This is a genomic window from Halalkalibacter urbisdiaboli, from assembly GCF_002156385.1.
Taxonomy (GTDB): Bacteria; Bacillota; Bacilli; order Bacillales; family Bacillaceae_D; genus Halalkalibacter_A; species Halalkalibacter_A urbisdiaboli.
In genome coordinates this window covers 381,264-405,084 of sequence record NZ_MVJM01000003.1, presented here as the reverse complement: position 1 = coordinate 405,084, position 23,821 = coordinate 381,264, and the positions used below count along the sequence as shown (strand labels likewise).

The following is a 23,821-nucleotide window of genomic DNA, read 5'->3' as shown; positions in this document are numbered from 1 at the left end:
AAAGCCCTCTCATCCCTAAGTAGGGACGAGAAGACTACCCGTGGTACCACCCTAATGAATAGACAAACGTCTATCCACTCATCCATTCGTAACGTGAATGAATCGTTGTAGCCTACTTAACACTTCAGCATCGTTCGGTACAAAACTAAAGGGTGATGTTCTGATTACGTTCGTGTTCAGGCTTGCACCATCCCTGAATCGCTTGTTCACTACTTTATAATCATACTGTCCCTATCACGGTCTTTCTCGTATCTGTATTAGTGATAATAATTATATGATAGTCATCATTTGAACGCAAGTCATTCTATGAACGTTCTTCATAAATGTGACGTTCTTCTTCTTCTGTTACATTATCCCAATCATCCGTTTTTAGCATCTCAAGCTGGGCTTCAATTAGCATTTTAAATCGCATTTTATAAACCGAAGCTTGTTTCTTCAGCTCTTCCATCTCCATACTAACTTTACGTGACTTAGCTAAAGCATCATTTATGATTCGATCTGCATTTTTCTCAGCTTCTTTCACAATAAGCTGTGCCTCTTTTTGAGCATTACGACGAACCTCTTCAGCCGATTCTTGTGCAACAAGAATTGATTTATTCAACGTTTCTTCTAAATTTTTGAAATGATCAAGCTTTTCATCAAGCTCGGTTACACGTTCAAAAAGCTCTTTCTTCTCACGCAAAATCGCTTCATAATCTTTAATGATTTGGTCTAAAAATTCATTGACTTCATCTTCATCATAACCACGAAAGCCTCGTGTAAATTCTTTATTATGAATGTCTAATGGCGTTAAAGGCATACTGCCACCTCCGTCTATTTTCTTAATACAAATCAGAATGTTTGTTTACTTACGTTAGTTAGCGCTTGCGACCAAATCGAAGGCGAAGCTTGTCCTTTTTCGTTTTTCCTTCGATCGCATGCAATTTACTCCGCCCGAGTCCACGAACAGAAAGATGATCGCCTTCCTTGACAAGGAAAGAAGCTTGGTCAGAGACTTTCCAATTGACTTTCACTAATCCTTTTTCTATGTACGGTAGTACCTTTGTTCGAGATAATTTATAAACTTCAGCAAGAACAACATCTAATCTTAATGATGAAACGGTTGCTGTCGATTCATCCCACTCATCCTTTGGATTAATATGTGCAGAAAATGGAATATGATTCAAGGTTACAGTTGCTCGTCCAATTTGTTTAACATTCCACTCAACATAATCGGAAATTTCAGACGCAACAACAAGCTGAGCAATGCCATCTTCAATTACGATGTCGCCAAACTTTTCACGCTTAAGTCCGATATTCATTAATGAACCTAATACATCCCGATGCTCAATTGAAACAAATTTACTTGGATAATCAATTGCAAACAAAGATAATTGAAAATCTTCGTCTGTTATATCAAGATATGACGGACATAAAACCGCCCTTTTTCGTTCAGAATAACTGGAGCCTCCCCATAAAGAGAGGCTAAGATCATCATCATGCCCTATGACAGTTTTGACAATATCCTGTTCACGCGGGTCAAGGAAATCTGTCAACTTTGTTTGGTGTAACGTCCCTACGTCATACTTCCATTCAAGAACTTGATCAACAAAGGAGCGTTCTTCTTCACGAAAATGCTGATAAATACTCATCAACGTTCCTCATTTCATTAAATACCAAAAATCGTCCGAACCCCGCCACTTGCTAAACGAAGCACGATAATAGCTACGATCGGTGATAAATCAATCATTCCTAGAGGAGGAATAAAACGTCTAAATGGTTCTAAATACGGCTCAACAATCCTACCTAAAAACTGACCAGGTGAGGATTCTCTTGCATTCGGAAACCATGATAATAGGATGTAGCCGATAATCAAGAATGAATAAATATAGAGCGCATTATAAATAAGTAATCCAATTGATTGCACTTTTCATTTCACCACCTTCACTTGCAGTAACTACTCATAACGTTCCTGCATCATCTCGGTTATAGTTCCTGTTACGTCAACATTATCAGGTGTGCACAGGAAAATATTTGAACCAACTTTTTGAATGTCTCCTCCAATAGCATACACTGTTCCACTTAAAAAATCGACTATTCTCTTAGCTTGGTCATGGGAAATTCTTTGTAAATTTATAATAACGGCCTTACGATTTTTCAAATGGTCAGCAATCTCCTGTGCTTCATCATATGTTCTTGGTTCAAGTAAAATAACCTTGGCCCCTTTTTGAACACTTTGTAAGCTAACAACGTTTTGAGCCTGCTGTTGTTTAGACTGCTGAACTCTTGAACGGCGCTGAGGCTCCTCCTCTTCAAATCCATCTTCAACATATTCCTCCAGCTCATGTACTTCGTCTTCTAAATCAAAAAATCGTTTGAATTTTGATTTCATCCCCATTTTCGTTCCTCCTCCGTTTATTTCGTATCCGCCCCGACCAATGCGGAGCCAATGCGAATATATGTAGCACCCTCTTCAAGTGCAATTCGAAAATCATTTGACATCCCCATTGAAAGCTCTTTACAAGGTGCATGCTTCAAATTCAATGCTGATACATGGTCACGTAATTTTCGAAGTTCACGAAAGACAGGTCTTGTTTTCTCTGGATCATCTTCGAAAGGTGCCATCGTCATTAACCCAATTACTTCAATTGAATGAAAGTCCATTAGTTTCTTAATAAAAGGGACTACTTCTTCTGGATGCAATCCAGCTTTTGTCTCCTCTCCTGAAACATTTACTTGAACAAAACATATTACTTTTTGACCATCTGGGCAACGCTTGTCCAATTCCTCTGCAAGAGAAAGGCGGTCAAGCGAATGAATAAACGAGAATTTATCAATAATTTTTTTTACTTTTTTGGATTGTAGAGAACCAATAAAGTGCCAAACTCCACGTTCATGAAGCGCTTCCCATTTTTCAACACCACTTTCAGCCCGATTCTCACCAATATGGACGATCCCGGCATCTAATGCTTCTTTTGTTCTTTCTTCACTTACGTACTTTGTAACAGCAACAATATGTACCGTTCCTGGATCACGATTGATTCGATTACAAATGTCTTCTATTTCAGTTTGTAAAGCAGTTAGTTTTTCTTTGATAGTCACATGGATCCTCCTTTCAGATTAAGCCAATAAAGCTCATCATCCTTCCAGTTTTACCTGCTTCTGTACGATGGGAATACATTCTAGAGTCAGAAGATGTGCAAATAGATGAAACAAGAATATTCTCGACTTTAATCCCGGACTCCATTAAAAGACATTTATTGACTTCACGTAAATTTAATTGGTACCCCTTGTTAGTATTTGTATGATAGCAAGATTTTCGATGTTTTTCAGGTAAAACGTGATTAACTTCAGCTATCACTTCCTCGTCCACTTCATAAGCTTCCTGACTAATACAAGGACCTATTGCAACATAAATCTCTTCAAGAGGGATGCCTTCATCTTCAGACAAGATCTTAACCATATTGGGACCTATTCCTTTTACCGTGCCTCTCCAACCCGCATGAGCCAAACCGATATACATCTGTTTTGGAGAGAAAAAGTATAAAGGAACGCAATCAGCATAAAGACTTGTGAGCAATAAGTTTTTCTCATTCGTATATATGCCGTCCATCCCTTTGATCGCGGAATCTAATTCTAAAATCCCCATTCCTGCATCCTTTGCTGTGACTTTAGTGATTGAAGCCCTATGAACCTGTTCAGATCCAACCCATTGTTCAACGGGTATCCCCAATTTCTTTGCTAAAATTCGTCTATTTTCAATGACAGCCTTTGAACTATCATTGACATGTAGTCCAAGATTAAGGCTATCAAAAGGGGGCTGACTGACTCCACCTACTCGCGTCGAAAACCCAACAACAAGTTCAGGATGTAGTTGCCGCCATGGCTCAAGCAATAAATATTCTTTATCATTTTCAATAAATGGTTCCAAAGTCAACACGGGACATACTTCCTTTCTAAAATAACTTCACTTTTCTTTACACAGAAAGGAAAGGTCAAACATAAATTGAATTCGGCATATTATGATTTATTTCTAGTTTACCATATTTTCTCGCTGGCAAGAAACGACTTTCTTCGAGGGCACTGAAAAAAGGCGGGTTTCCCTTTTTCAGTGCCCTTTAAGTAATATGCGGATCCGTTTCCTGGTTTTGAAAGCCCTGCTACGAGTGGTTTTCTCATAGCAGGGGAAAGGCGCGCAACGTGCGAAGCCATTACTTCTTCTTTAAGTTACAAGAAGTAGTTTTTTCAACGGCCTCGAAAAGCACCCTTTTTCAGTGCCCTCCTTTCTTCATGCTTCTATTCGTTCTTTTTCGTTGATCACTGTCTTGGCTTTGTTCGCGGTACTCGATACGTATCAGGAACACGTACTAAAATGACATCGGATCCAATTTTTAATATATTGTGCCATGGGATAACAACCTCCCCCTCGTCTTTCCCAAAAAAACCCATTACCCTCCCAGCACCACTAATTATAATCGCCTCAATTTGACCTGTTGTTAAATTAATATCTAAATCGTTCATATGACCTAATCGTTTTCCATTTTCCATGTTTACAATGTCTTTTGCCTGCAACTCTGATATTTTCATCATTTGTATCACTCCATCCTACACACTATTGCTTAACTATATGCTTCCGTCTAAAAGGAATATGAGCATAATCGAAAAAAAGGACGACCTGTCAAAGCTAACAGGCTCGTCCTTTTCCAATTAAATCTGGGCATGCTTATTCATTTGTTGAATGGCTGCTTTCTCGAGTCTTGAAACTTGTGCTTGAGATATCCCAATTTCATCGGCAACTTCCATTTGTGTTTTCCCTTGGAAAAATCGCATATTCAATATCATTTTTTCTCTGTCATTTAAACGGATCATCGCTTCCTTTAATGCAATTTCTTCAACCCAATTAACATCCTTATTGCGCTCGTCACTAATCTGGTCCATCACAAAAATTGGGTCTCCACCGTCATTATATATCGGCTCAAATAGGGAGACAGGGTCTTGAATGGCGTCTAATGCAAAGACAACATCTTCCTTTGGAACATCAAGTACTTTTGCAATTTCTTGAACGGTCGGTTCTTTTTCTCGTTTCTTCTCTGCCATCATTTGGTCGCGAACTTGAAGTGCTTTATACGCAATATCCCGAAGAGAACGTGATACACGTATTGGGTTATTATCACGTAAATAACGGCGAATTTCCCCTATGATCATTGGAACTGCATATGTAGAAAATTTAACATTTTGACTTAAATCAAAATTATCAATCGACTTCATCAGCCCTATGCAGCCAACCTGAAATAGGTCATCGACATATTCTCCTCGGTTGTTAAAACGTTGAATGACACTGAGAACAAGTCGTAAATTTCCGTTTACGAGCTTTTCCCTTGCACTTGTGTCACCACTTTGCAAATCCTGAAATAATTCTCGCATTTCTGAGTTCTTTAATACCGGTAATTTAGATGTGTCTACACCGCAAATTTCAACTTTATTTCGTGTCAATTCTTTCCCTCCTAACGTGGGAGATGATGTCAAGTAAAGTATCTCCGAGTGAGGAAAAAATATGCACGAAGCTGAGCCACTATAAAAGTATAGCTCGTCTCCGTGCTTGTCATGACAACGAAATAATGCTGAAAAATTTTTTTTTGAGATTGGCTCATATTAAATAATTACTCACTATACCATTTTCACTAATAACCCTTTTGAAAGTGATTTTTGTACAGTTATTACACCATTTTATTAAATTCTTTTTGAAGTCGCTTAATAATTCGCTTCTCCAATCGTGATATGTATGATTGGGAAATACCTAGCATATCTGCAACATCTTTTTGAGTTTTTTCTTCATCTCCAGCCAGTCCAAATCGTAATTCCATAATTTGTTTTTCTCTGGCGTTTAATGTGTGTAATGCTTTTACAAGCAACTTACGATCGACCTTTTCTTCAATTCCTCTAGTAATAATATCTTCCTCAGTGCCAAGTACGTCTGACAATAATAACTCATTACCGTCCCAATCGATATTCAGTGGTTCATCAAATGATACTTCTGAACGTGTTTTATTATTTCTTCTCAAGTACATGAGAATTTCATTTTCTATACAACGTGACGCATACGTTGCGAGTTTAATCTTTTTTTCTGGATTAAACGTATTAACAGCTTTAATTAAGCCGATCGTTCCAATACTGATAAGATCTTCAATATTTATACCAGTATTTTCGAACTTACGCGCAATGTAAACAACTAATCTTAGATTTCTTTCAATCAGCATTGAGCGAACAGCTTTATCGCCTGAAGGAAGCTTCTTTAATAGGACAGCCTCTTCCTCTTTGGTGAGTGGAGGAGGGAGTGCTTCGCTTCCACCGATGTAATAGATTTCGTCTGCTTTCATTCCTAGTTTATACATCATCTTGTACCAAAATAATGTAACTTTTAGCTTTAACATATTTCTCCTCCTTATTCTTTCATTATTGCGCAAGGCTTATGGATTGGTTGATTAACAGCTTTGGATGAACGATACATTGATACGCCCCTTCCGGAGAGAGTTCACGTTCCTGAATACCAATTAAAACTCTCGTGACTTCATAAAGCTTGTTATCATGCTTAATCGTGACTCGATCTGGTTTAATCGCTGTTAGAAAAGGTGTCGATTGACCTATGACACGATAGGGAATGATTCGTAAACGACTCATTAGCTTAGTAGCCTGTTCACTCTGCGTTGACTCTTGTTCAGTATAAGACAATATCTCTTGTACAACAGTTTTTCCAAAGGCATCATAAAGTAGTTCGGCTTCAATTATCATGACAGGTACTTTAGTAATTGGGTCATAGAGCTGGTTACCACTATCAATTAATCCTTGCATTGTAAAGGTATACCCTTCTATTACAATATCAATAGAGGCTAGTTGGTCATACTGAATTCGTTTAACTTCAATCGTTTCAAACCGTTGCTTTGCAAAATACCATACTAACGGAAATCCTATGAAAACGAACACCCAGCTAATTTTACTCCCATACATCCCTTTCGCTGATGTTAGCCCTGTGAGAATGTCAACTTCTGTTTGCCAGAAATAATGAAGAGCAAATAATCCTCCACCTGTCATAAACGTTACAAAATAAAACATAAGTAAACCTTGAATAAAATACGTAAATCGTTTAAATCCAAATGCAATTAGAACGATTACGGCTGAATATAATGCTTTCATCCATGGTTGATAGAACAGCATACCATAAGGTGTAAACATGAAAAAAACAACTAGAGATGCAAATACTGCCGCAACCAAAAACCGCATTTGAACAAAAGGCCTTTTTAGAACAAGGGCAGTCAACGCAATGAGTAAATAATCAATACATAGATTTAAAAACCAGATGACATCTAAATATAAGGTCATACTAAACCTCGCATCTATTGATTTGAAACAAGTATATATTAGATTGTATTCGGAAGTCTGTCATTTCATGACGAGCCAAAGGCTGTTATTTTGAAAGATTTTCACAAAATCTGTCATGTAAAGAGTTTAGGAAATTAGTAAGGGAAATATCGAGTGCAATTACTATATTGTAAACTTACCTTCCCGTTGGAAAACGTTCCGCCTATTAAAACTGAGCCTCCCTTCGCTCGGCTGCCGGCGTAACAAAAAACGTTCCGCCTATTAAAAAAAGTACTAGTCAGATGACTAGTACTTTTTAGTAATTATTTTGAACGATTTCTTCGATTTCTAAGGAAGGTTGGGATATCTAACGTATCCATCGGTTCATTTGAAGTTGGTGTAGATTGCTGAGGTTGTGCGCCGAAACGATTCTCTTTCGGAGCCTCCTCATGTGACGGGATCGATTTAGTAGACTTCGGCTGTAATTGACGCTGTGGTGATTTTGTTTCTGTATCATCAAAACCGGTAGCGATAACCGTAACGACAATTTCATCTTTCAAGTTTTCATTAATAACGGAACCGAAAATCATGTTTACTTCTGCATCAGATGCTGCTGATACAATCTCCGCAGCTTCATGAACTTCATATAAGCTAAGGTTTGAGCCACCAGTAATATTCATAAGCACACCTTGTGCACCATCTACAGACGTTTCTAGTAATGGACTTGATATTGCTTTTTTAGCAGCTTCCGAGGCGCGATTTTCACCTGTAGCAATCCCAATTCCCATTAAAGCAGATCCCTTATCACTCATAATGGTCTTTACATCGGCAAAATCTAGATTAATAAGACCTGGAACAGCGATTAAATCTGAAATACCCTGAACCCCTTGTCGAAGAACGTTATCTGCTTCACGGAACGCCTCTAACATTGGTGTATTCTTATCAACGATTTCTAATAAGCGGTCATTAGGAATCACGATCAACGTATCGACTTTTTCTTTTAATGCTGCAATACCGTTTGCAGCTTGATTTGAACGCTTCCGACCTTCAAATGTAAATGGACGTGTCACGACACCGACTGTTAAAGCACCGATATCCTTTGCTACTTCTGCTATAACAGGTGCAGCTCCCGTTCCAGTTCCACCGCCCATGCCGGCTGTAATAAAGACCATATCTGCTCCTTGAAGAACTTCCTCAATTTGTTCACGGCTTTCCTCGGCTGCTTTCTTACCGATATCTGGGTTTGCACCAGCTCCTAAACCTCGTGTAAGCTTTCCGCCTAACTGTAGCTTAATTTCTGCTTTCGATAAGTGCAGAGCTTGTGCATCTGTATTCACCGCGATAAATTCAACACCTTGGAGGCCGTTTTCAATCATCCTGTTAACGGCGTTACTACCGCCTCCACCAACGCCAATAACTTTAATTTGTGCTAATTGTTCCATATCCATTTCAAACTCTAACATGTGAGGTCCCCCTAATAAGACTATCTACCTGCTTACTATTCAAAGAAAACTTTAAACCAATTTTTCATTTTTGATTTTGCTTTCGGTTTGTCAGACTTTTTCGGTTGTTGCTTTTCATAGCTGCTGTTTGAATCTCCTTCCGATTCAATATTACTTACAGATGCAGCTACTTCTTTACCTTGAATTTTCACATTTTTATAAGCAAACTGAATTAAGCCAACACCCGTTGTGTACTGTGGTTCGCGTACTCCAATATAATCAGGAATTGCCACTCGAATATTTGCATGAAGCATTTCCTTCGCCAGCTCTAGCATGCCTGGTATAACCGAGGTACCACCAGTTAGTACATAGCCACTTGGAAAATCACTATACCCTAACCTTTTTATTTCCTTATAGATTAATTCAAACATTTCCTCAATTCTTGGTTCAATTATATGTGCCAATTCATATTGAGAAAACTCGTCACTTTCACCGCTACCGATTGCAGAAACAGAGAATCTTTCTTCCTCCGAAGCTTCATCGATAAAAGCATGTCCATGCTTTACTTTAATCCGCTCGGCTTCCTCCGTTGAAATTCTAAGCCCGATTGCAATATCATTTGTAATGTGATCACCACCGATAGGTAGGACAGAAGAAGATTGAAGCGTACCTTGTTCAAAAACTGAAATGGTAACGGAGCCGCCACCAATATCAATTAAACAAACCCCTAAGCTCTTTTCATCTTTCGATACAGCAATTGAACCAGATGCAAGTGGTTGTAAACAAATATCAGCAACTTGCAAACCTGCTCGCTCCACACAGCGAAGTAAATTATGTAAAATTGTTTTCGACCCAGTAATAATTGTTCCATCCATTTCTAATCGTACACCAATCATTCCTCTTGGGTCATTTATTTCATCTAAACCGTCAACAACAAATTGCCTTGGAATGACATCAATAATTTCTCGCTCAGGTGGAATTGAGATAACCTGTGCAGCATCAATAACTCGTGAAATATCTTCGTCACCGATTTCTCTATCAGGACTAGAAACAGCTACCACACCATGACACGGCTGTAACTGAATATGGTTTCCATTCACTCCAACAATCACTTGCTTGATTGAGAGCCCGACCATCCGCTCTGCCTGTTCTACCGCTCTGCGAATTGATTTTACTGTTTCATCAATATCTACAATGGAACCTTTTTTTATTCCTTCTGAAGTAGCATTTCCTACTCCAATAATATTAATGGCCCCACCTGTCATTTCACCAATGATAACTCTGACATTGGATGTACCGATGTCTAAACTTACGTAAATCTCGTTGTTGTTCAATCTGTGGCACCTCCCTAAATAAATTAATTAGCGCTTCATCTGCTACGGCGTAGGATGTATTCAGATTTCCTGTAATTTCTATCTCAAAATATAATATCTAAAGCATCGATATAGAGATATTCAACAAGAAACTCTCTTATCCTCTTATTAACGCTTATTTTCTTAATTTTTTCAACACTTGTTTTTATTATTTTTCATTCATTTGAATTAGCGAGCATTTTCAGCTTGCTGTTGAGTCCTCTTTGCTTCCCATCTTGATAAAATTAAGCGACGAATAACAGCAATATTGTTGAACAGTCTGACACCGAAAGCAAAAATAGCTGCTAAATATAAGTCTACACCAAGATGAACACCTAGAAAAGCCAAACCTGCTGCTAATAAAATATTAAAAAAGAATCCTGTCACAAAAACGTTTGAATCAAACGTTTCCTGCAAATGTGCTCTTACTCCCCCAAATAATGTATCTAACGCGGCTAACACAGCAATAGATAAATAACTTGAATATTCGGCTGGTACCCTAAATTCCGTCATTACACCTAAAATGATCCCAACTAATAAACCTAAAATTGGTAGCCACATAATTTAATTAGCCCTCCTTTACTTCTTCCATGTACCTTACACGGGGTGTTTGTTCAAAAGCTGGTAGGACTATTTCATCGACCACGGTCACTTCAAAACTGTATCCGTCGATTTCAAAGTACTCCAAAGACTCTGACACAACCATATGATTATGTAATCGTTCTGGTTGATCACTAATTACCTTCACTTCAACCGGTAATGGTGGTAATCTTCTTGTATTTAAATGAGTAATACCGTTCACATCACGAAACGCCGATATCGATATGATCCGTTCATCACCAACTGCAATTTCTTTCGCTCCGTAAATGTTTAACTCGTTTACTAGATAACGAAAAAGAGCTGGAGGTGGCGTTCTTCTCGTTTCGTTAAGATAAAAATCCTGATTAAGACTATCAATTGTTATTACGATTCCTTTTCCCTTTTTCTCAGTAAGACCTGCCTCTTCTCGTAATAATTCAATCTGCTCTTGTAACACCTCAATTATGTTGTCATCTCTATTTTCTAATGAGGTTTCATATTGAAAGAGTAACGAACGCGTTTTTTCAATTTCTTCATTTAATTGTTGACGTCTTTCTTGCTCAAATCTAAGTTCATTTCTTAATTCACGAATGTCTCTTGTATCACGAACAACTGGTTCTTGTGTTGTTTGGAACTGAATAGCGAGCATAAAGCCGATGACGAGCGTAATAATCGTAAAAATCCACTTTCTATCCATCTTCGCCTCATCCTCTCTCCGATAAATAAGGATTAAGCTCGATTACATCTTTTTTCTGTATCCGTACAGTAATCTCGTCATTTAATAGTTGATCTTTTACTCCGCCAATTAATCCAAGTGAAGAATCTAACTTATCTGCGTCTCCAATTGCCGTTATTACAAATGGTGCACTTGAAGCATTACCGTCTATCATAATAACAGGCCCCGCGCATTGTATATAAGATTGATGTGAAAGGCGGTATCCATTAATAGCAATTGCTTCTGCACCGGAAACAAATAATTCATGAACAACTAACTGTACGTGAGCTTCATGGACAATATAATCATTTACATTAGCACCTTCAGGTACATAGGAAGAATCCTCAAGGGATACTTCAATTCCTGGCCCCTTAACTTTCACACTACCAACTAATTTTCTTAAACGTTCAACATCTTCTAGTAAATTAGTTGCTAACACCTCTTTTTCCTCATCATGTGTTGCAAGGTCCTCTTCCAGCGCCCTAACTTCAGCTTGATAAGCTCGTAAATCTTCTTGCAAGCGTAAGTTCACCGTTTGTTCCATAATAATTTGATTTCTAAGTTGATCTTCATGCTTCCATTCACGCTCATAGCCAGGGTTAAGCTCAGCCTGTCTCTCGTTTGTAATCTCATAGCTTAATGCTAGAATGAAACCAGTAACAAGTAGAACGAAGGATAGGATAGCATGCTTACCCTTCACCTTCACTTTCTTCCTCCTCCTTATTAGAAAACTCTTCAAAATACGGACTCATTCTCATATGAATGATGCCTTTCTTTTTTGGATCAAGCTCTTGTATTATCGATGGATAAGGGGCCATTCTTTCCGAAAAATTTCGAATGGTAGAATGTACTTCGTATCCATCATTCATGTGAATTGTAATATAAAAAGGATCTGTATCAGTAGGGGTATAAAAAATTTCTGATATCCGTTCATTGATTTGCTCTGGCATTTTCGTTAACTCCGCTGCCATTTCCCCAAGTTCACTCCCCTGCTTCCAGTCAACTAAAATAGGGGCATCAGCTGGAAATTCCTGACGTTCTAGTGGGCCTAGGAAGGCTCCTGTTGACAAAATAGGATAATATTTTCCATCGTTTAGAAGGTAACCAACACGAGGGTACTCAGATACATGAATCACAACTGTATTTGGTAGCTGACGTGAAATGGTGGCATCAACAACTTCCGGATTCCCTATAATCTTTTCCTGACGTTCCTCTTCTTGTAGATTCCAAATGCTTGTCCCAATTGAAAGCCCACTTGATTTAATAATAACTTCATCTTGTAGTAGATAATTCCCCTGAACCTCAATTTTCTTTATATGACTTAAAGGAGATTGGAAATAGACCATAAGTAAAAGCAACACAAAAAACAAAAGTAAAAAAAACAATAGTCTCTGATTAGCTCGGCGCTTACGTTGCTCTTTTAATGAGGGGATCCGTTCATTGATTGTCACGATTTTTTCCGTACTCATTTCTAAACCCCCGCAATATTTTTGATAAAAAGGATTCTGTCAGTTTATTCAAGAAAAACCGCGATGCGGTCTTTCTTGAAAACCTTCCGATGCTTAGCTTGTAAAAAGACCTTTTTCTTCAAAAAAACAGAAGAAAAAGGCTCAAGATGATTTCATTTACGAGCGCATTTTGGCTGTTTAATTATACCATATATTAACGAATAAAGGTTATACTAATTGCAACTTAAACCATCCGACCTATCATTTCCACTTCCGTTTCCATATCAACCCCATATTTTTCCTTGACCGTTTCTTTTGCATAGTGAATAAGGTCCAACACGTCTTTGGCTTTCGCTTTATCCACATTGACAATAAAATTTGCATGCACCTCTGATATCTGTGCTCCGCCAATCCGATACCCTTTTAACCCGGCATCCTCAATAAGTTTACCTGCATGGTGTGGAAGTGGGTTACGGAATACACTTCCACAGCAAGGATGAGCCCATGGTTGCGACTCTCGTCGGTAGTCTTTGTTTTTTTGCATATGTTTAACAATTTCTTCTTTATTCCCTTTTTTTAATGTAAAAATAGCTTCAATACAAATGGCATCCTCTTTTTGTAAGCGTGATGTCCGATATGAAAAATCCATATCCTCTGCTTTAATCCATTCCATCGTACCATCAGCAAACAGAACGTGCGCTTCCTTTAAGATCTCAGAAATATCCGAACCATGGGCCCCTGCGTTCATAAATACGGCTCCTCCAACCGAACCAGGAATTCCACCTGCAAATTCTAATCCTGAAAGACCTTGTCGACTAATAAGTGTTGCTAGTTTAATTAATGGATAGCCTCCGCCAACTTTAATTTCTTCACCTTGGACTTCAAGCTGCTCAAACCCTTTCGTTAATTTAATAACGACCCCTTCAATTCCACCATCAGCCACTAGCAAATTCGAACCCCTACCTATCACACGCCAGTTTATCCCTGTATCATTAATTATGTTCATTGTTTTTTTTAGGCCATCAATACCGTTGGGCTCTACAAAAATATCTGCTGGCCCTCCTATTTTCCAGGTTGTATGGTTTGTAAGAGACTCTTGACTCTTCACAGTCCCTACATTTTCATCTTGTAATAATTTTATAATCTGCTTCATTTTCAACCCTCATTTCATTCTCCATGTTACCAAGTAGTATATGCAACCGCCTAGTTAGCGTGAAACCGTCTTTAGTAGATCGTAAAGGTCTGCTGCCGCATTCGGCACACCTATTTGTAAGGCCTCCTTATGCATACTCTCCCATTTTATTTCATCAGACAGCACTAAGTCGATATCCTTTATTAATTGCTTTCCGCTCATTTCCTTCTCTAATCTAAGAATCGCTGCTCCCTTTGAACTAAGTGCATGTGCATTTTTTTCCTGGTGATTATTCGTAACATACGGACTAGGAATTAGGATACTTGGTAAACCTAGTGCTGTTATTTCCGCAAGGGTTGTTGCCCCTGCTCTTGCAACGATTAAATCTACAGCACTTAATACATCAGGCATGTTATGGATAAATGGTTTTATAATTACATTTGATGGGTTACTATGTTCTTTTACTTTTTCCACAACTGCATCATAGTGAACAGTCCCTGTAACATACACGACTTGATAAGGCTTCTTAGAAATATCACCAACTACAGAGAGTAAAGCGTCATTTATCGGTCTTGCTCCCCTACTCCCTCCCACGATAAGAACCGTTTTCTTTCCATCAACGAGACCAAGAGAGTCTCTTCCCATTTTAGGATTAACATCTTTAACTTCAGATGCACGAGGATTTCCAGTGAAAACAACCTTTTCTTCAGGAAAAAACTTTTTTGCTTCTTCAAAGCATATTGCAATTTTATTAACATATTTACTCAAAAATTTATTCGTCAAACCTGGAACGCTGTTTTGTTCATGGATAACAGTTGGAATTCCAAGCTTTGCTGCTGCGTACACTACTGGTCCACATACATACCCGCCGGTCCCAATGACTACATCAGGTTTAAATTCTTTCATCATTTGTTTCGATTTTTTAACACCCTGTATAAAACGTGCAACAGTCTTAACGTTTTCAAATGATAATTTTCGGCGAAATCCTGTTATATGAATTGTTTTAAATGGGATATTTTCTCTCGGAACGAGTTCACTTTCAAGTCCACGTTCTGTTCCAATGTATAAAATTTCGGCTTTTGGCTGTTCCTTTTTTATTTCTTTTATTAGAGATAGTGCAGGATAAATGTGCCCCCCTGTTCCACCACCAGTAACGACAACTTTCATTGGTCCCCTCCAAAAAACATGATTGTTACCATTCTATCATGAACATAGCTTGGTTTATACACGATTCCTATGTGATTTTTTGAGTAATCGTGAGTTTGTTTCAAAAATGAAAAAACCCCTTCCCACGAAGAGGTTAAAAACGAGTATGACGGCTAACATTTAGTAGCACCCCAATTGCAACTAGCATCAATGTTAATGATGAGCCACCATAACTTAAAAAAGGTAATGTGATACCTGTAACAGGCATTAACCCCGTTACAACACCAATATTAATCATAACCTGAATGGCAACCATTGCAATAATTCCGACCGACAGTAAACTTCCAAATAAATCTGGAGCACCTAGAGCGATCCGAATCCCCCGCCATAATAAAACACCAAATAAACAAATGACAATACACCCACCAATAAAACCCAGTTCTTCCGCTAAGATAGCGAATATAAAGTCCGTTTGCGGTTCAGGTAGATAAAAATACTTTTGTCTACTTTCACCAAGTCCCATGCCCATTAATCCACCAGGTCCGATTGCATAAAGGGACTGAATGATTTGAAACCCACTTCCAAGGGGATCTGACCAAGGATCAAGGAACGATGTAATCCGCTTCATTCGATATGGTGCCGAAATGATTAAACCAACAAATCCAAGTAAGCCAATTAATCCCAAACCTACAAAATGGCTAACTCGTGCACCTGCTACAAATATCATTACAACACATGTTCCTACCATAACTGCTCCAGTTCCTAAATCTGGCTGAAGCATAATCATCCCAAATGCAACCATAACTAAGAATAGAGAAGGGAGTAGACCTTTTTTAAAGGAAACAATTTTCTTTTGGTTTTCTGATAAATATTTTGCCAAATAAGCTATCATAGCCATTTTCATAAACTCAGATGGTTGAATAGAAAACGCACCAACCCCTAACCAACTTCTCGCTCCACCACGAACTAATCCGACGCCAGGTATTAAAACAATAATAAGTAAGATAAAGCAAATTATGACTATAAACTTTGCCCATGTACGCCATGTCCAATAATCAACATTCATAATAAAAAACATCGCAATAACTCCTATGCTTGCAAAGAACAACTGACGCTTTGCAAAGAAAAAGGAGTCATCAAAACGGTAGGATGCCCATGCTTCACTCGCACTATAAACCATAATCATCCCAACGATTAAAAGTAAGATTGTCGTGGCCAGTAGAATATAGTCAGGAGCAGTTTTCATTTTTGTCATTCTTGACACCTCGTTTAGGACAATTTCTGAAACTCGTACAATACTCTATTCCTAAACGTATGCATGGTCTTTAGAAAACATGTCCAACACTCAAAAGAAAACTTATTTTTCTAAAACAGTAATTATTATTATTACAGATAAAGAACAGCGCCTGTCTCAAAAGTCAATGAAGTGGAGGTGTCTCCAAAAGGTAACAATCTACCTTTTGGAGACACCTCCTTTAACTAACTAAGCTTTTCAATAGCTTCAATAAACGACCTCCCACGTTCTTCGAAGGTCTTATATTGGTCCCAGCTCGCACATGCTGGAGATAATAAAATAATATCATTCTTCTCAGAGAGGTTATAAGCAACTTCAACTCCATCTTCTACCCTATTAGCAAAGTGAACAGGAACATTTGCCTTTTTTGCCGTTGCAGCAATCTTCTCTTTCGTCTCACCAAAGGTAACAATTCCTTTTACTCCCTTTAAAGCGGGAATTAAATCGTCAAACTCATTTCCCCGATCAAGCCCTCCCGCTAACAAAATAACAGGTTGATTAAAGGCTTCAAGTGCTTTGGAAGCAGCCAGTATGTTAGTAGCCTTTGAATCGTTGTAAAACATACGGTCTTGAAAGCTTTTAACAAATTGTAATCGGTGCTCTACACCACTAAATGTAGTAAGGACATGCTTTATTTGCTCGTTGCTTGCTCCCATGATCGTTGCAGCACCAACAGCAGCTAAAACATTTTCTAGATTGTGCGAACCCGGTAAGACAATTTCATTTATATGAATGAGTGAATCACCATCACTTACGATGAAATCATTCACTACACACAAGCCTTTTTCCAATTTTTTAGTAGTCGAAAACGGCACAAGTGTTGCATCACTTTGCTCTGCCATTTTTACAACGTAAGGGTCATCTGCATTATATACTAAGTAATCCGACGGTGTTTGGTTTGCTGTTATCTTTGCTTTAGCAGAAACATATTCATCCTTTGTTCCATGATAATCAAGATGTGCATCAAAAATATTTAAAAGTACAGCTACTTTTGGATGGAAATGAATCGTCCCAAGTAATTGAAAACTTGATACTTCCATTACAACAACGTCTTCCTTTGATGCCTCTTCTGCAACTTCACAAGCTACTGTACCAATATTCCCTGCAATAAGTGGATTAAAAACACTGTTTTTTAACATTTCATGAATCAATGTCGTCGTTGTCGTTTTTCCGTTAGAGCCTGTAATCGCAATAATTTCGGCTTCACTAATAGCAGAGGCAAGCTCAATTTCAGTTACTATTGGCAGTTGACGTTTCATAGCTTCCTGTATAATTGGGTTTTGATACGGGATACCTGGGTTTTTAACGATGACGTCAAACGGCTCATCCAATAATGACAACGGATGAGCCCCACAAACGACGTTTACACCAATTTGTTCTAACTCTTTTGCCTGTAGATTCTCTTCATATGGTTTGGCATCATTTACAGTAACCTCAGCACCAAGACGTAGAAGTAATCTTGCTGCAGCCTCCCCACTTTTTGCTAGACCTAGAACAAGCACTTTTTTCCCTTTATAAAATTGTTTATCTTCCATTTATATCCACACCTCTAAATAAATTGCGATCACTGCAAATACCATTCCAACAAACCAAAAGGTTACAACCACACGCCATTCGGACCATCCTGATAATTCGTAATGGTGATGCAATGGACTCATTTTAAATACACGCTTACCACGAGTTTTGAAAGAAATAACTTGAATAATGACCGATAAGGTTTCAATGACAAAAACACCACCGATTAAAATAAGCAGAATTTCCATTTTCGTCATAATAGCAATAGCGGCAATTGCCCCACCTAGCGCAAGAGAACCTGTATCCCCCATAAATACTTTTGCAGGATGGGCATTGAAAACTAAGAAACCTAGTACAGCACCAACAACGGCCGCACTAAAAATTGACACATCTAAAGCATTTATGTGCCATGCTAACACAGCAAACGCACCAAAGGCAATAGCTCCAGTTCCGGCAAGCAGCCCATCAAGTCCATCCGTTAAATTAACTGCATTAGACGCTCCGACTAGCATGATAATAACTAATGGAAAATATAGCCACCCTAAATCAAACGATATATTTGTAGCTGGAATCGAAAGCTCCGTTGAAAAATCCATTTGAATAAGACCGAAGTAAAAAAGAATGGAAATCAGTAATTGCCCAATAAGTTTTTGCTTCGAGGTTAAACCGAGATTACGTTTCATTACTACTTTTATGTAATCATCTAAGAAACCTACCACCCCAAAGCCAACTGTTACGAGCAATAACAATAAAATTTCCTGACTAAAGGAAAGATAGTTAAATGAAATAAAGAGAGATGTCACCAAAATGGATAAGACGATGACAATGCCACCCATTGTTGGTGTCCCACTTTTCTTTTGATGTGATTTTGGTCCTTCTTCTCGTATGCTTTGACCGAATTTTAACCGTCGTAAAAACGGAATAAAGAGCGGTGAAAGTAAAACACCTATTAAAAATGATAAAATTAAAGTAATCAGTAAAACTCGTTCTAACACCTTATACTTCCCCCTTTCCGATAGACTGATACTTATCAATTAGTTGTTCTAATTTCATTCCTCGTGATGCTTTAAATAAAATAACCGTGTCTTTATTGACAATAGCAGCTAGGAGTTTAGCAGCTTCGTCTATAGATGATGTTGACTTTAACGTGATTGAAGAACCATTTACACTCTTTAACCATTCATCAGCTATCCACTTTGCCTTGTCTCCAATTGCTAGAAAATGAGTTATCGGCTCTTTAACAGCTTGAGCGACATTACGATGAAGCTGCTCTTCATTCGAGCCAAGTTCATACATGTCCCCAAGAACTACAATTCTATTTTGATAGTTTGGTATGGATTGAATGGCCTTTACAGCTGCAATCATTGAAGTTGGACTCGCATTATAAGCATCATTAATGATAAGTTCTCCACTAGATCCAACTTGTTTTTGTAGTCTCATTCCTGAAAGAGAGATTTTAGACAAGCCTTTTTGAATGAGCTCAGGGGTTAGCCCTAATTTTTTCGAAATAATGATACAATATGCTGCATTTTTTACGTTATGCTCACCAAGTAATGGTAAATAATAGGATTCTCCATCTAACAGAAAAGAGTATCCGTCCTCTTTGGCTTGAACGTCTGTAATCTCATAGTCATTATCGCCGCTGAATCCAATCTTTAAAGAATCTGGTTGAATATGTGGAGACAGTAATGGTTCATCCCCATCGAGATAGACGTGGCCGCCTTGCTGCAAACCCGCCCTTATCTCCATTTTAGCTGTTGCAATCCCTTCTCTACTGCCTAGTTGTTCCATATGTGATTCGCCAATGTTCGTAACAACCGTCTCATTTGGACGAGCAATTTTACTTAATAACTCAATTTCACCAAATCCACTCATCCCCATTTCTAAAATCAAATATTGACAAGTTGACGGCGTTGCTAAAATCGTTAAAGGTAATCCAATATGATTATTATAATTCCCTTGCGTTTTATATGTGTCACCATGTAAAGAAAGTAAACTGAAAAGGATGTCCTTCGTCGTTGTTTTTCCATTACTACCAGTAATGGCGATTACAGTTGGATTAAGTTGTTCACGATATTTCGCAGCCATTTGCTGTAATGCATGTAGAGTATCTTTCACAAAATATAATTGGAACTTTACCGGTAAATCTTTCGGAACAGGTTGCCCTTCTTGCCATAGCGCAGCGGTTGCTCCACGTTCAATAGCCGTTGTTATAAATGTATGACCATTAAAGCGTTCACCAACCAAGGGAACAAATAACGCATCTGGTTGAAGTGTTCTAGTATCTGTTGAAACACTGCTAAAATTCCGTTCTCCTTCACTAAAGCGAGTAGAGAGCAGTATAGATTGAATAAGAGATGAAGTTAACATGATTTCAATCGCTCCCTAATCGCTCGACGCGCCACTTCACGATCATCGAAGTGGATTGTCTTTTCGCGTAAAATTTGATACGTTTCATGGCCTTTCCCGGCAATAATAATGATATCATTTGGACTTGCATGTTTAATCGCTGAATGAATCGCCCGTTCACGATCCAATTCAACGATATAACTGCCTTCTGATACCCCTTCTTTCATATCTTCAATAATTGCATAAGGGTCTTCTGAACGAGGGTTATCAGATGTGAAAATTGCTTGGTCTGCATGCTCAACAGCTATCTTTGCCATAACTGGTCGTTTCGTACGATCCCGATCACCACCGCAGCCTACAATAACTGTTATTTTATTTTTAGCAAAATCATTCACAGTCTTTAAAACATTTTCAAGACTATCAGGTGTATGTGCATAGTCAACAAGTACTGTGAACGGCTGTCCCTCATCTATTGTCTCAAATCGCCCATCTACTCCTTCTACCTTTTCAACACTTCTAACCGCATCTCGTAAGTCAACTCCTGATACAAGGGCAGCAGTAATTGCAGCTAATGTATTATATACACTAAATTTACCAATTAGTTTCATATTGACATTAACCGTTTCATCAAATGCATGCAAGACAAATGAAGTACCACCACTTGTCATCATGATGTCGTCTGCAAAAACATCCGCCTTGTTCTTTATTCCATACGTTATAACATCTGCTGTTGTCATCGAATTTAAGGCAGCTACAACAGGATCATCAGCATTTAATACAGCTGCTTTTCCATTATATGTGTTTCCAAGTTGGGCAAATAGCAGTCCCTTAGCGTGTAAATAAGCGTCCATTGTTCCATGATAATCTAAATGGTCTGGGGATAAATTTGTAAAGACCGCTACATTAAAATCACAGCCACGAACCCTACCTAAATGCAAGGCGTGCGATGAAACCTCCATCATAACAGAATTTACATTTTCATCTACCATTTGTTTGAAACGCTGTTGGAGAACAATTGATTCTGGAGTTGTATTCTTCGTTTCATATTTGTTCTCACCAACTTTCGTATACATCGTCCCAATTAAACCCGTCTTCTGTCCAACATCTTTCATAATTTGTTCAATAATATGGGTAACAGATGTTTTACCATTTGTTCCTGTCACCCCAATTAAATGTAGCTTCGATGTTGGATTACCATAAAAATAGGTTGCAAGCTTTGCCATCATTCGTTTTGTATCATTTACAAGGATGACAGGAACATTTACAGAAATGGGGCGCTCTGCCACAATGGCGACAGCCCCCTGCTCAACTGCTTTTTCTGCAAAATCATGTCCGTCAACCGTATAGCCTTTTATACAGAAAAACAATGTCCCTTTTTCAACAAGTCTAGAATCCATTTCTAGCTTATGAATGGTCACGTCATTATACGCCTGTTTTGAAGAAAAAGGGACTTGTGTCATTAACTCACTTAATTTCATCATATTAAAACCTCACAATCACCGTAACTTTCAATCATCACACCATCTAGCATTCAATTGTACCATGTTTACTGCCGAAAAACTATTTATCACCCATATAAATACGAATTGTTGAACCAGAAGTTACTTTTACACCTGGTTCCGGCGATTGTGCTAACACATGCTCTCCTTCACCGGTTGCGTCAACTTTCAATTCATAATACGATTCATGAATTTCTCGTTTTGTCCTCCCGACTAAATCAGGAACTTCTATAAACGGTTCATCATTCCACGCTAATTCCTTTTCAATTTGGTCAGTACGCTTTTCAACTCCCATCGCTCGTAAGCTATCACCAATCATTTTTCCGACAATAGGCGCTGCAACAATACCACCAAATTGTAATGTATCCTTTGGATTATCAATAGCAACATAAATAACGATTTGCGGGTCATCTGCAGGAGCAAAACCTATAAATGAGACGATATGGTTATTTTCTAAGTATCGTCCATCTTTTGCTTTCTGGGCAGTCCCTGTTTTCCCCCCCACTCTGTATCCATCTACAAATGCGCCTTTACCTGTACCTAAGGCGACAACACTTTCTAGTGCGTGCCGTACTTCCTTTGATGTTTCTTCGGAGATGACTTGACGTTTCATTACCGGAGCCTGACTGTCTACTACTTCTCCTGTTAATGGATCAATCCATTCTTTTGCAATAAATGGTTGGTATAAGAAACCACCGTTAATCGCCGCAGAAACCGCTGTTACTTGTTGTATCGGTGTAACCGCAACCCCTTGCCCAAAGGCAGTGGTCGCTTGTTCTAACGGCCCTACTTTATCGCGGTTAAAGAGAATTCCAGTTCCTTCCCCTTGAAGGTCAATACCCGTTTTTTGGCCAAAGCCAAAGTTTTCAATATAATCAAACAAACGTTTCTTTCCAAGTCTTTCACCTAATACAACAAAGCCTGGGTTACATGAATTTTGAACAACCTCTAGAAAGGTTTGATGCCCATGGCCACCTTTTTTCCAACAACGAAGATTTCTACCAGCAACTTCAATATAACCTGGATCATTAAATGTGTCTTTCTCAAGATCGACTTCTCCTTCTTCTAGAGCAGCTGCTAAAGTAATAATTTTAAAAGTTGAGCCAGGTTCATATTGCATCCAAACCGGTTTGTTCTGATTATAAATTTCAGGGGGAACGTCTTGGAAGTTTTCAGGATTATAATGAGGTCGACTGCTCATCCCAAGAATTTCGCCCGTATTTGGGTTCATAGCAATCGCTATCGCTCCATCTGGGTTATAAGTAGCTTCAGCAATGTCCAATTCTCTTTCAATAATGGTTTGGACACGACTGTCTATCGTTAAACGTAAATCTAGTCCATTCTCGGGAGCTTTATATTCATCTGCTAAGTTCGGCATTTGGTTTCCTTTGGCCGTAGCAAAAAAGGAAACAAAACCTTTCTCACCTTTTAGATTGTCATCATAATATAGCTCCAATCCCGTCAACCCTTGATTATCAATTCCTGCAAAGCCTAATACATGAGATAAATAACTTCCAAATGGGTAATGCCTTTTACTATCCTCTGCAATATAGACACCAGCAAGTCTGAGCGCTCTAACCTCACTTGCTTTTTCTTTCGTTACTTTACGTCCCTCCGGATTTATCTTCACGATCGACTCATTTTTTGTAACATACTCATATGCTTTCTTATGATCCATATTTAAAGCTGCCGCTAATTTTTCTGCAGTTTCTACTGGATCCTTCACCTGTTTAGGCACTACTAATATCGATGGAGCACTTACATTTGTTGCAAGTACTACATCATTTCGATCAAGAATTTCTCCACGTTTCGCTTCAAAAGGTACATCCCTGCTCCACGAATCCTCGGCACGCTCGGTTAACCAATCGCCTAAGGCAAATTGGACATAACCTAGCCTTAAAGCAATAATAATAAACATAGCAAGTCCTAAAAATAAGACGAGTACAAGACGTTTTCGAACGGTTACATTAGAAACTCGCACCACATATACCCTCCCGCTTTCGTTTCATTCAAGT

Annotated in this window: 24 protein-coding genes and 1 other annotated feature; all 24 genes read right to left on the bottom strand. The window is 38.5% G+C overall.

Annotated features, from left to right (window positions below; genetic code table 11):
* Window positions 1-18: 18 nt before the first annotated feature.
* Window positions 19-247 (bottom strand) — a binding site (T-box leader).
* Between the two features lie 57 nt (window positions 248-304).
* Window positions 305-799 (bottom strand): DivIVA domain-containing protein, encoded by a 495-nt coding sequence (locus tag B1R93_RS16300; protein WP_088105019.1) that lies wholly within the window; start codon window positions 797-799, stop codon window positions 305-307.
* 58 nt (window positions 800-857) lie between these two features.
* Window positions 858-1,631 (bottom strand): YlmH family RNA-binding protein, encoded by a 774-nt coding sequence (locus tag B1R93_RS16295; protein ID WP_088105018.1) that lies wholly within the window; start codon window positions 1,629-1,631, stop codon window positions 858-860.
* A 17-nt stretch (window positions 1,632-1,648) separates the two neighbouring features.
* The gene (locus tag B1R93_RS16290) at window positions 1,649-1,906 is read right to left on the bottom strand and encodes a YggT family protein (RefSeq protein WP_088105017.1); all 258 of its coding nucleotides are present in this window, start codon (window positions 1,904-1,906) and stop codon (window positions 1,649-1,651) included.
* 30 nt (window positions 1,907-1,936) lie between these two features.
* A complete protein-coding gene (locus B1R93_RS16285) occupies window positions 1,937-2,377 on the bottom strand; it encodes a cell division protein SepF (RefSeq protein WP_088105016.1) in 441 nt (146 codons plus the stop codon).
* A 17-nt stretch (window positions 2,378-2,394) separates the two neighbouring features.
* Complete coding sequence (locus B1R93_RS16280; protein WP_088105015.1) at window positions 2,395-3,081, bottom strand: YggS family pyridoxal phosphate-dependent enzyme; 687 nt, start codon at window positions 3,079-3,081, stop codon at window positions 2,395-2,397.
* Window positions 3,082-3,094: 13 nt separating this feature from the next.
* Window positions 3,095-3,919 (bottom strand): peptidoglycan editing factor PgeF, encoded by an 825-nt coding sequence (pgeF, locus tag B1R93_RS16275; RefSeq protein WP_245308313.1) that lies wholly within the window; start codon window positions 3,917-3,919, stop codon window positions 3,095-3,097.
* A gap of 377 nt (window positions 3,920-4,296) precedes the next feature.
* Window positions 4,297-4,569, bottom strand: coding sequence for a YlmC/YmxH family sporulation protein (locus tag B1R93_RS16270; RefSeq protein ID WP_088105014.1), 273 nt, complete (start codon window positions 4,567-4,569; stop codon window positions 4,297-4,299).
* A gap of 117 nt (window positions 4,570-4,686) precedes the next feature.
* The gene (gene sigG, locus B1R93_RS16265; RefSeq protein ID WP_425348968.1) at window positions 4,687-5,505 is read right to left on the bottom strand and encodes an RNA polymerase sporulation sigma factor SigG; all 819 of its coding nucleotides are present in this window, start codon (window positions 5,503-5,505) and stop codon (window positions 4,687-4,689) included.
* 191 nt (window positions 5,506-5,696) lie between these two features.
* Window positions 5,697-6,410 (bottom strand): RNA polymerase sporulation sigma factor SigE, encoded by a 714-nt coding sequence (sigE, locus tag B1R93_RS16260; RefSeq protein WP_088105012.1) that lies wholly within the window; start codon window positions 6,408-6,410, stop codon window positions 5,697-5,699.
* Window positions 6,411-6,432: 22 nt separating this feature from the next.
* Window positions 6,433-7,356, bottom strand: a complete 924-nt coding sequence (gene spoIIGA, locus B1R93_RS16255) for a sigma-E processing peptidase SpoIIGA (protein WP_088105011.1) — start codon at window positions 7,354-7,356, stop codon at window positions 6,433-6,435.
* 302 nt (window positions 7,357-7,658) lie between these two features.
* Window positions 7,659-8,798, bottom strand: coding sequence for a cell division protein FtsZ (ftsZ, locus tag B1R93_RS16250; protein ID WP_088105010.1), 1,140 nt, complete (start codon window positions 8,796-8,798; stop codon window positions 7,659-7,661).
* A 35-nt stretch (window positions 8,799-8,833) separates the two neighbouring features.
* Window positions 8,834-10,111: a cell division protein FtsA gene (gene ftsA, locus B1R93_RS16245; RefSeq protein ID WP_088105009.1), complete on the bottom strand. Its 1,278-nt coding sequence runs from the start codon at window positions 10,109-10,111 to the stop codon at window positions 8,834-8,836.
* A gap of 207 nt (window positions 10,112-10,318) precedes the next feature.
* Window positions 10,319-10,690 (bottom strand): small basic family protein, encoded by a 372-nt coding sequence (locus tag B1R93_RS16240; protein ID WP_088105008.1) that lies wholly within the window; start codon window positions 10,688-10,690, stop codon window positions 10,319-10,321.
* A gap of 7 nt (window positions 10,691-10,697) precedes the next feature.
* Window positions 10,698-11,405, bottom strand: a complete 708-nt coding sequence (locus tag B1R93_RS16235) for a DUF881 domain-containing protein (RefSeq protein ID WP_088105007.1) — start codon at window positions 11,403-11,405, stop codon at window positions 10,698-10,700.
* 7 nt (window positions 11,406-11,412) lie between these two features.
* Window positions 11,413-12,129, bottom strand: a complete 717-nt coding sequence (locus B1R93_RS16230; protein ID WP_088105006.1) for a DUF881 domain-containing protein — start codon at window positions 12,127-12,129, stop codon at window positions 11,413-11,415.
* On the bottom strand, window positions 12,113-12,892 hold the full coding sequence (locus tag B1R93_RS16225) for a cell division protein FtsQ/DivIB (RefSeq protein WP_088105005.1): 780 nt from the start codon (window positions 12,890-12,892) through the stop codon (window positions 12,113-12,115). The genes B1R93_RS16230 and B1R93_RS16225 overlap by 17 nt, the downstream gene beginning before the upstream one ends.
* Window positions 12,893-13,115: 223 nt before the next feature.
* On the bottom strand, window positions 13,116-14,024 hold the full coding sequence (gene murB, locus B1R93_RS16220) for a UDP-N-acetylmuramate dehydrogenase (protein WP_088105004.1): 909 nt from the start codon (window positions 14,022-14,024) through the stop codon (window positions 13,116-13,118).
* Window positions 14,025-14,078: 54 nt separating this feature from the next.
* On the bottom strand, window positions 14,079-15,170 hold the full coding sequence (murG, locus tag B1R93_RS16215) for an undecaprenyldiphospho-muramoylpentapeptide beta-N-acetylglucosaminyltransferase (protein WP_088105003.1): 1,092 nt from the start codon (window positions 15,168-15,170) through the stop codon (window positions 14,079-14,081).
* Window positions 15,171-15,303: 133 nt separating this feature from the next.
* Window positions 15,304-16,404, bottom strand: coding sequence for a stage V sporulation protein E (gene spoVE, locus B1R93_RS16210; RefSeq protein ID WP_088105002.1), 1,101 nt, complete (start codon window positions 16,402-16,404; stop codon window positions 15,304-15,306).
* Between the two features lie 224 nt (window positions 16,405-16,628).
* A complete protein-coding gene (gene murD / locus B1R93_RS16205; RefSeq protein WP_088105001.1) occupies window positions 16,629-17,978 on the bottom strand; it encodes a UDP-N-acetylmuramoyl-L-alanine--D-glutamate ligase in 1,350 nt (449 codons plus the stop codon).
* On the bottom strand, window positions 17,979-18,953 hold the full coding sequence (gene mraY, locus B1R93_RS16200) for a phospho-N-acetylmuramoyl-pentapeptide-transferase (protein WP_088105000.1): 975 nt from the start codon (window positions 18,951-18,953) through the stop codon (window positions 17,979-17,981).
* 1 nt (window position 18,954) lies between these two features.
* Window positions 18,955-20,328, bottom strand: coding sequence for a UDP-N-acetylmuramoyl-tripeptide--D-alanyl-D-alanine ligase (locus B1R93_RS16195; protein WP_088104999.1), 1,374 nt, complete (start codon window positions 20,326-20,328; stop codon window positions 18,955-18,957).
* Complete coding sequence (locus B1R93_RS16190) at window positions 20,322-21,785, bottom strand: UDP-N-acetylmuramoyl-L-alanyl-D-glutamate--2,6-diaminopimelate ligase (protein WP_088105660.1); 1,464 nt, start codon at window positions 21,783-21,785, stop codon at window positions 20,322-20,324. Before B1R93_RS16190 ends, B1R93_RS16195 begins: the two co-directional genes overlap by 7 nt.
* 82 nt (window positions 21,786-21,867) lie before the next feature.
* Window positions 21,868-23,787: a stage V sporulation protein D gene (locus B1R93_RS16185; protein WP_088105659.1), complete on the bottom strand. Its 1,920-nt coding sequence runs from the start codon at window positions 23,785-23,787 to the stop codon at window positions 21,868-21,870.
* Between the last annotated feature and the right edge of the window lie 34 nt (window positions 23,788-23,821).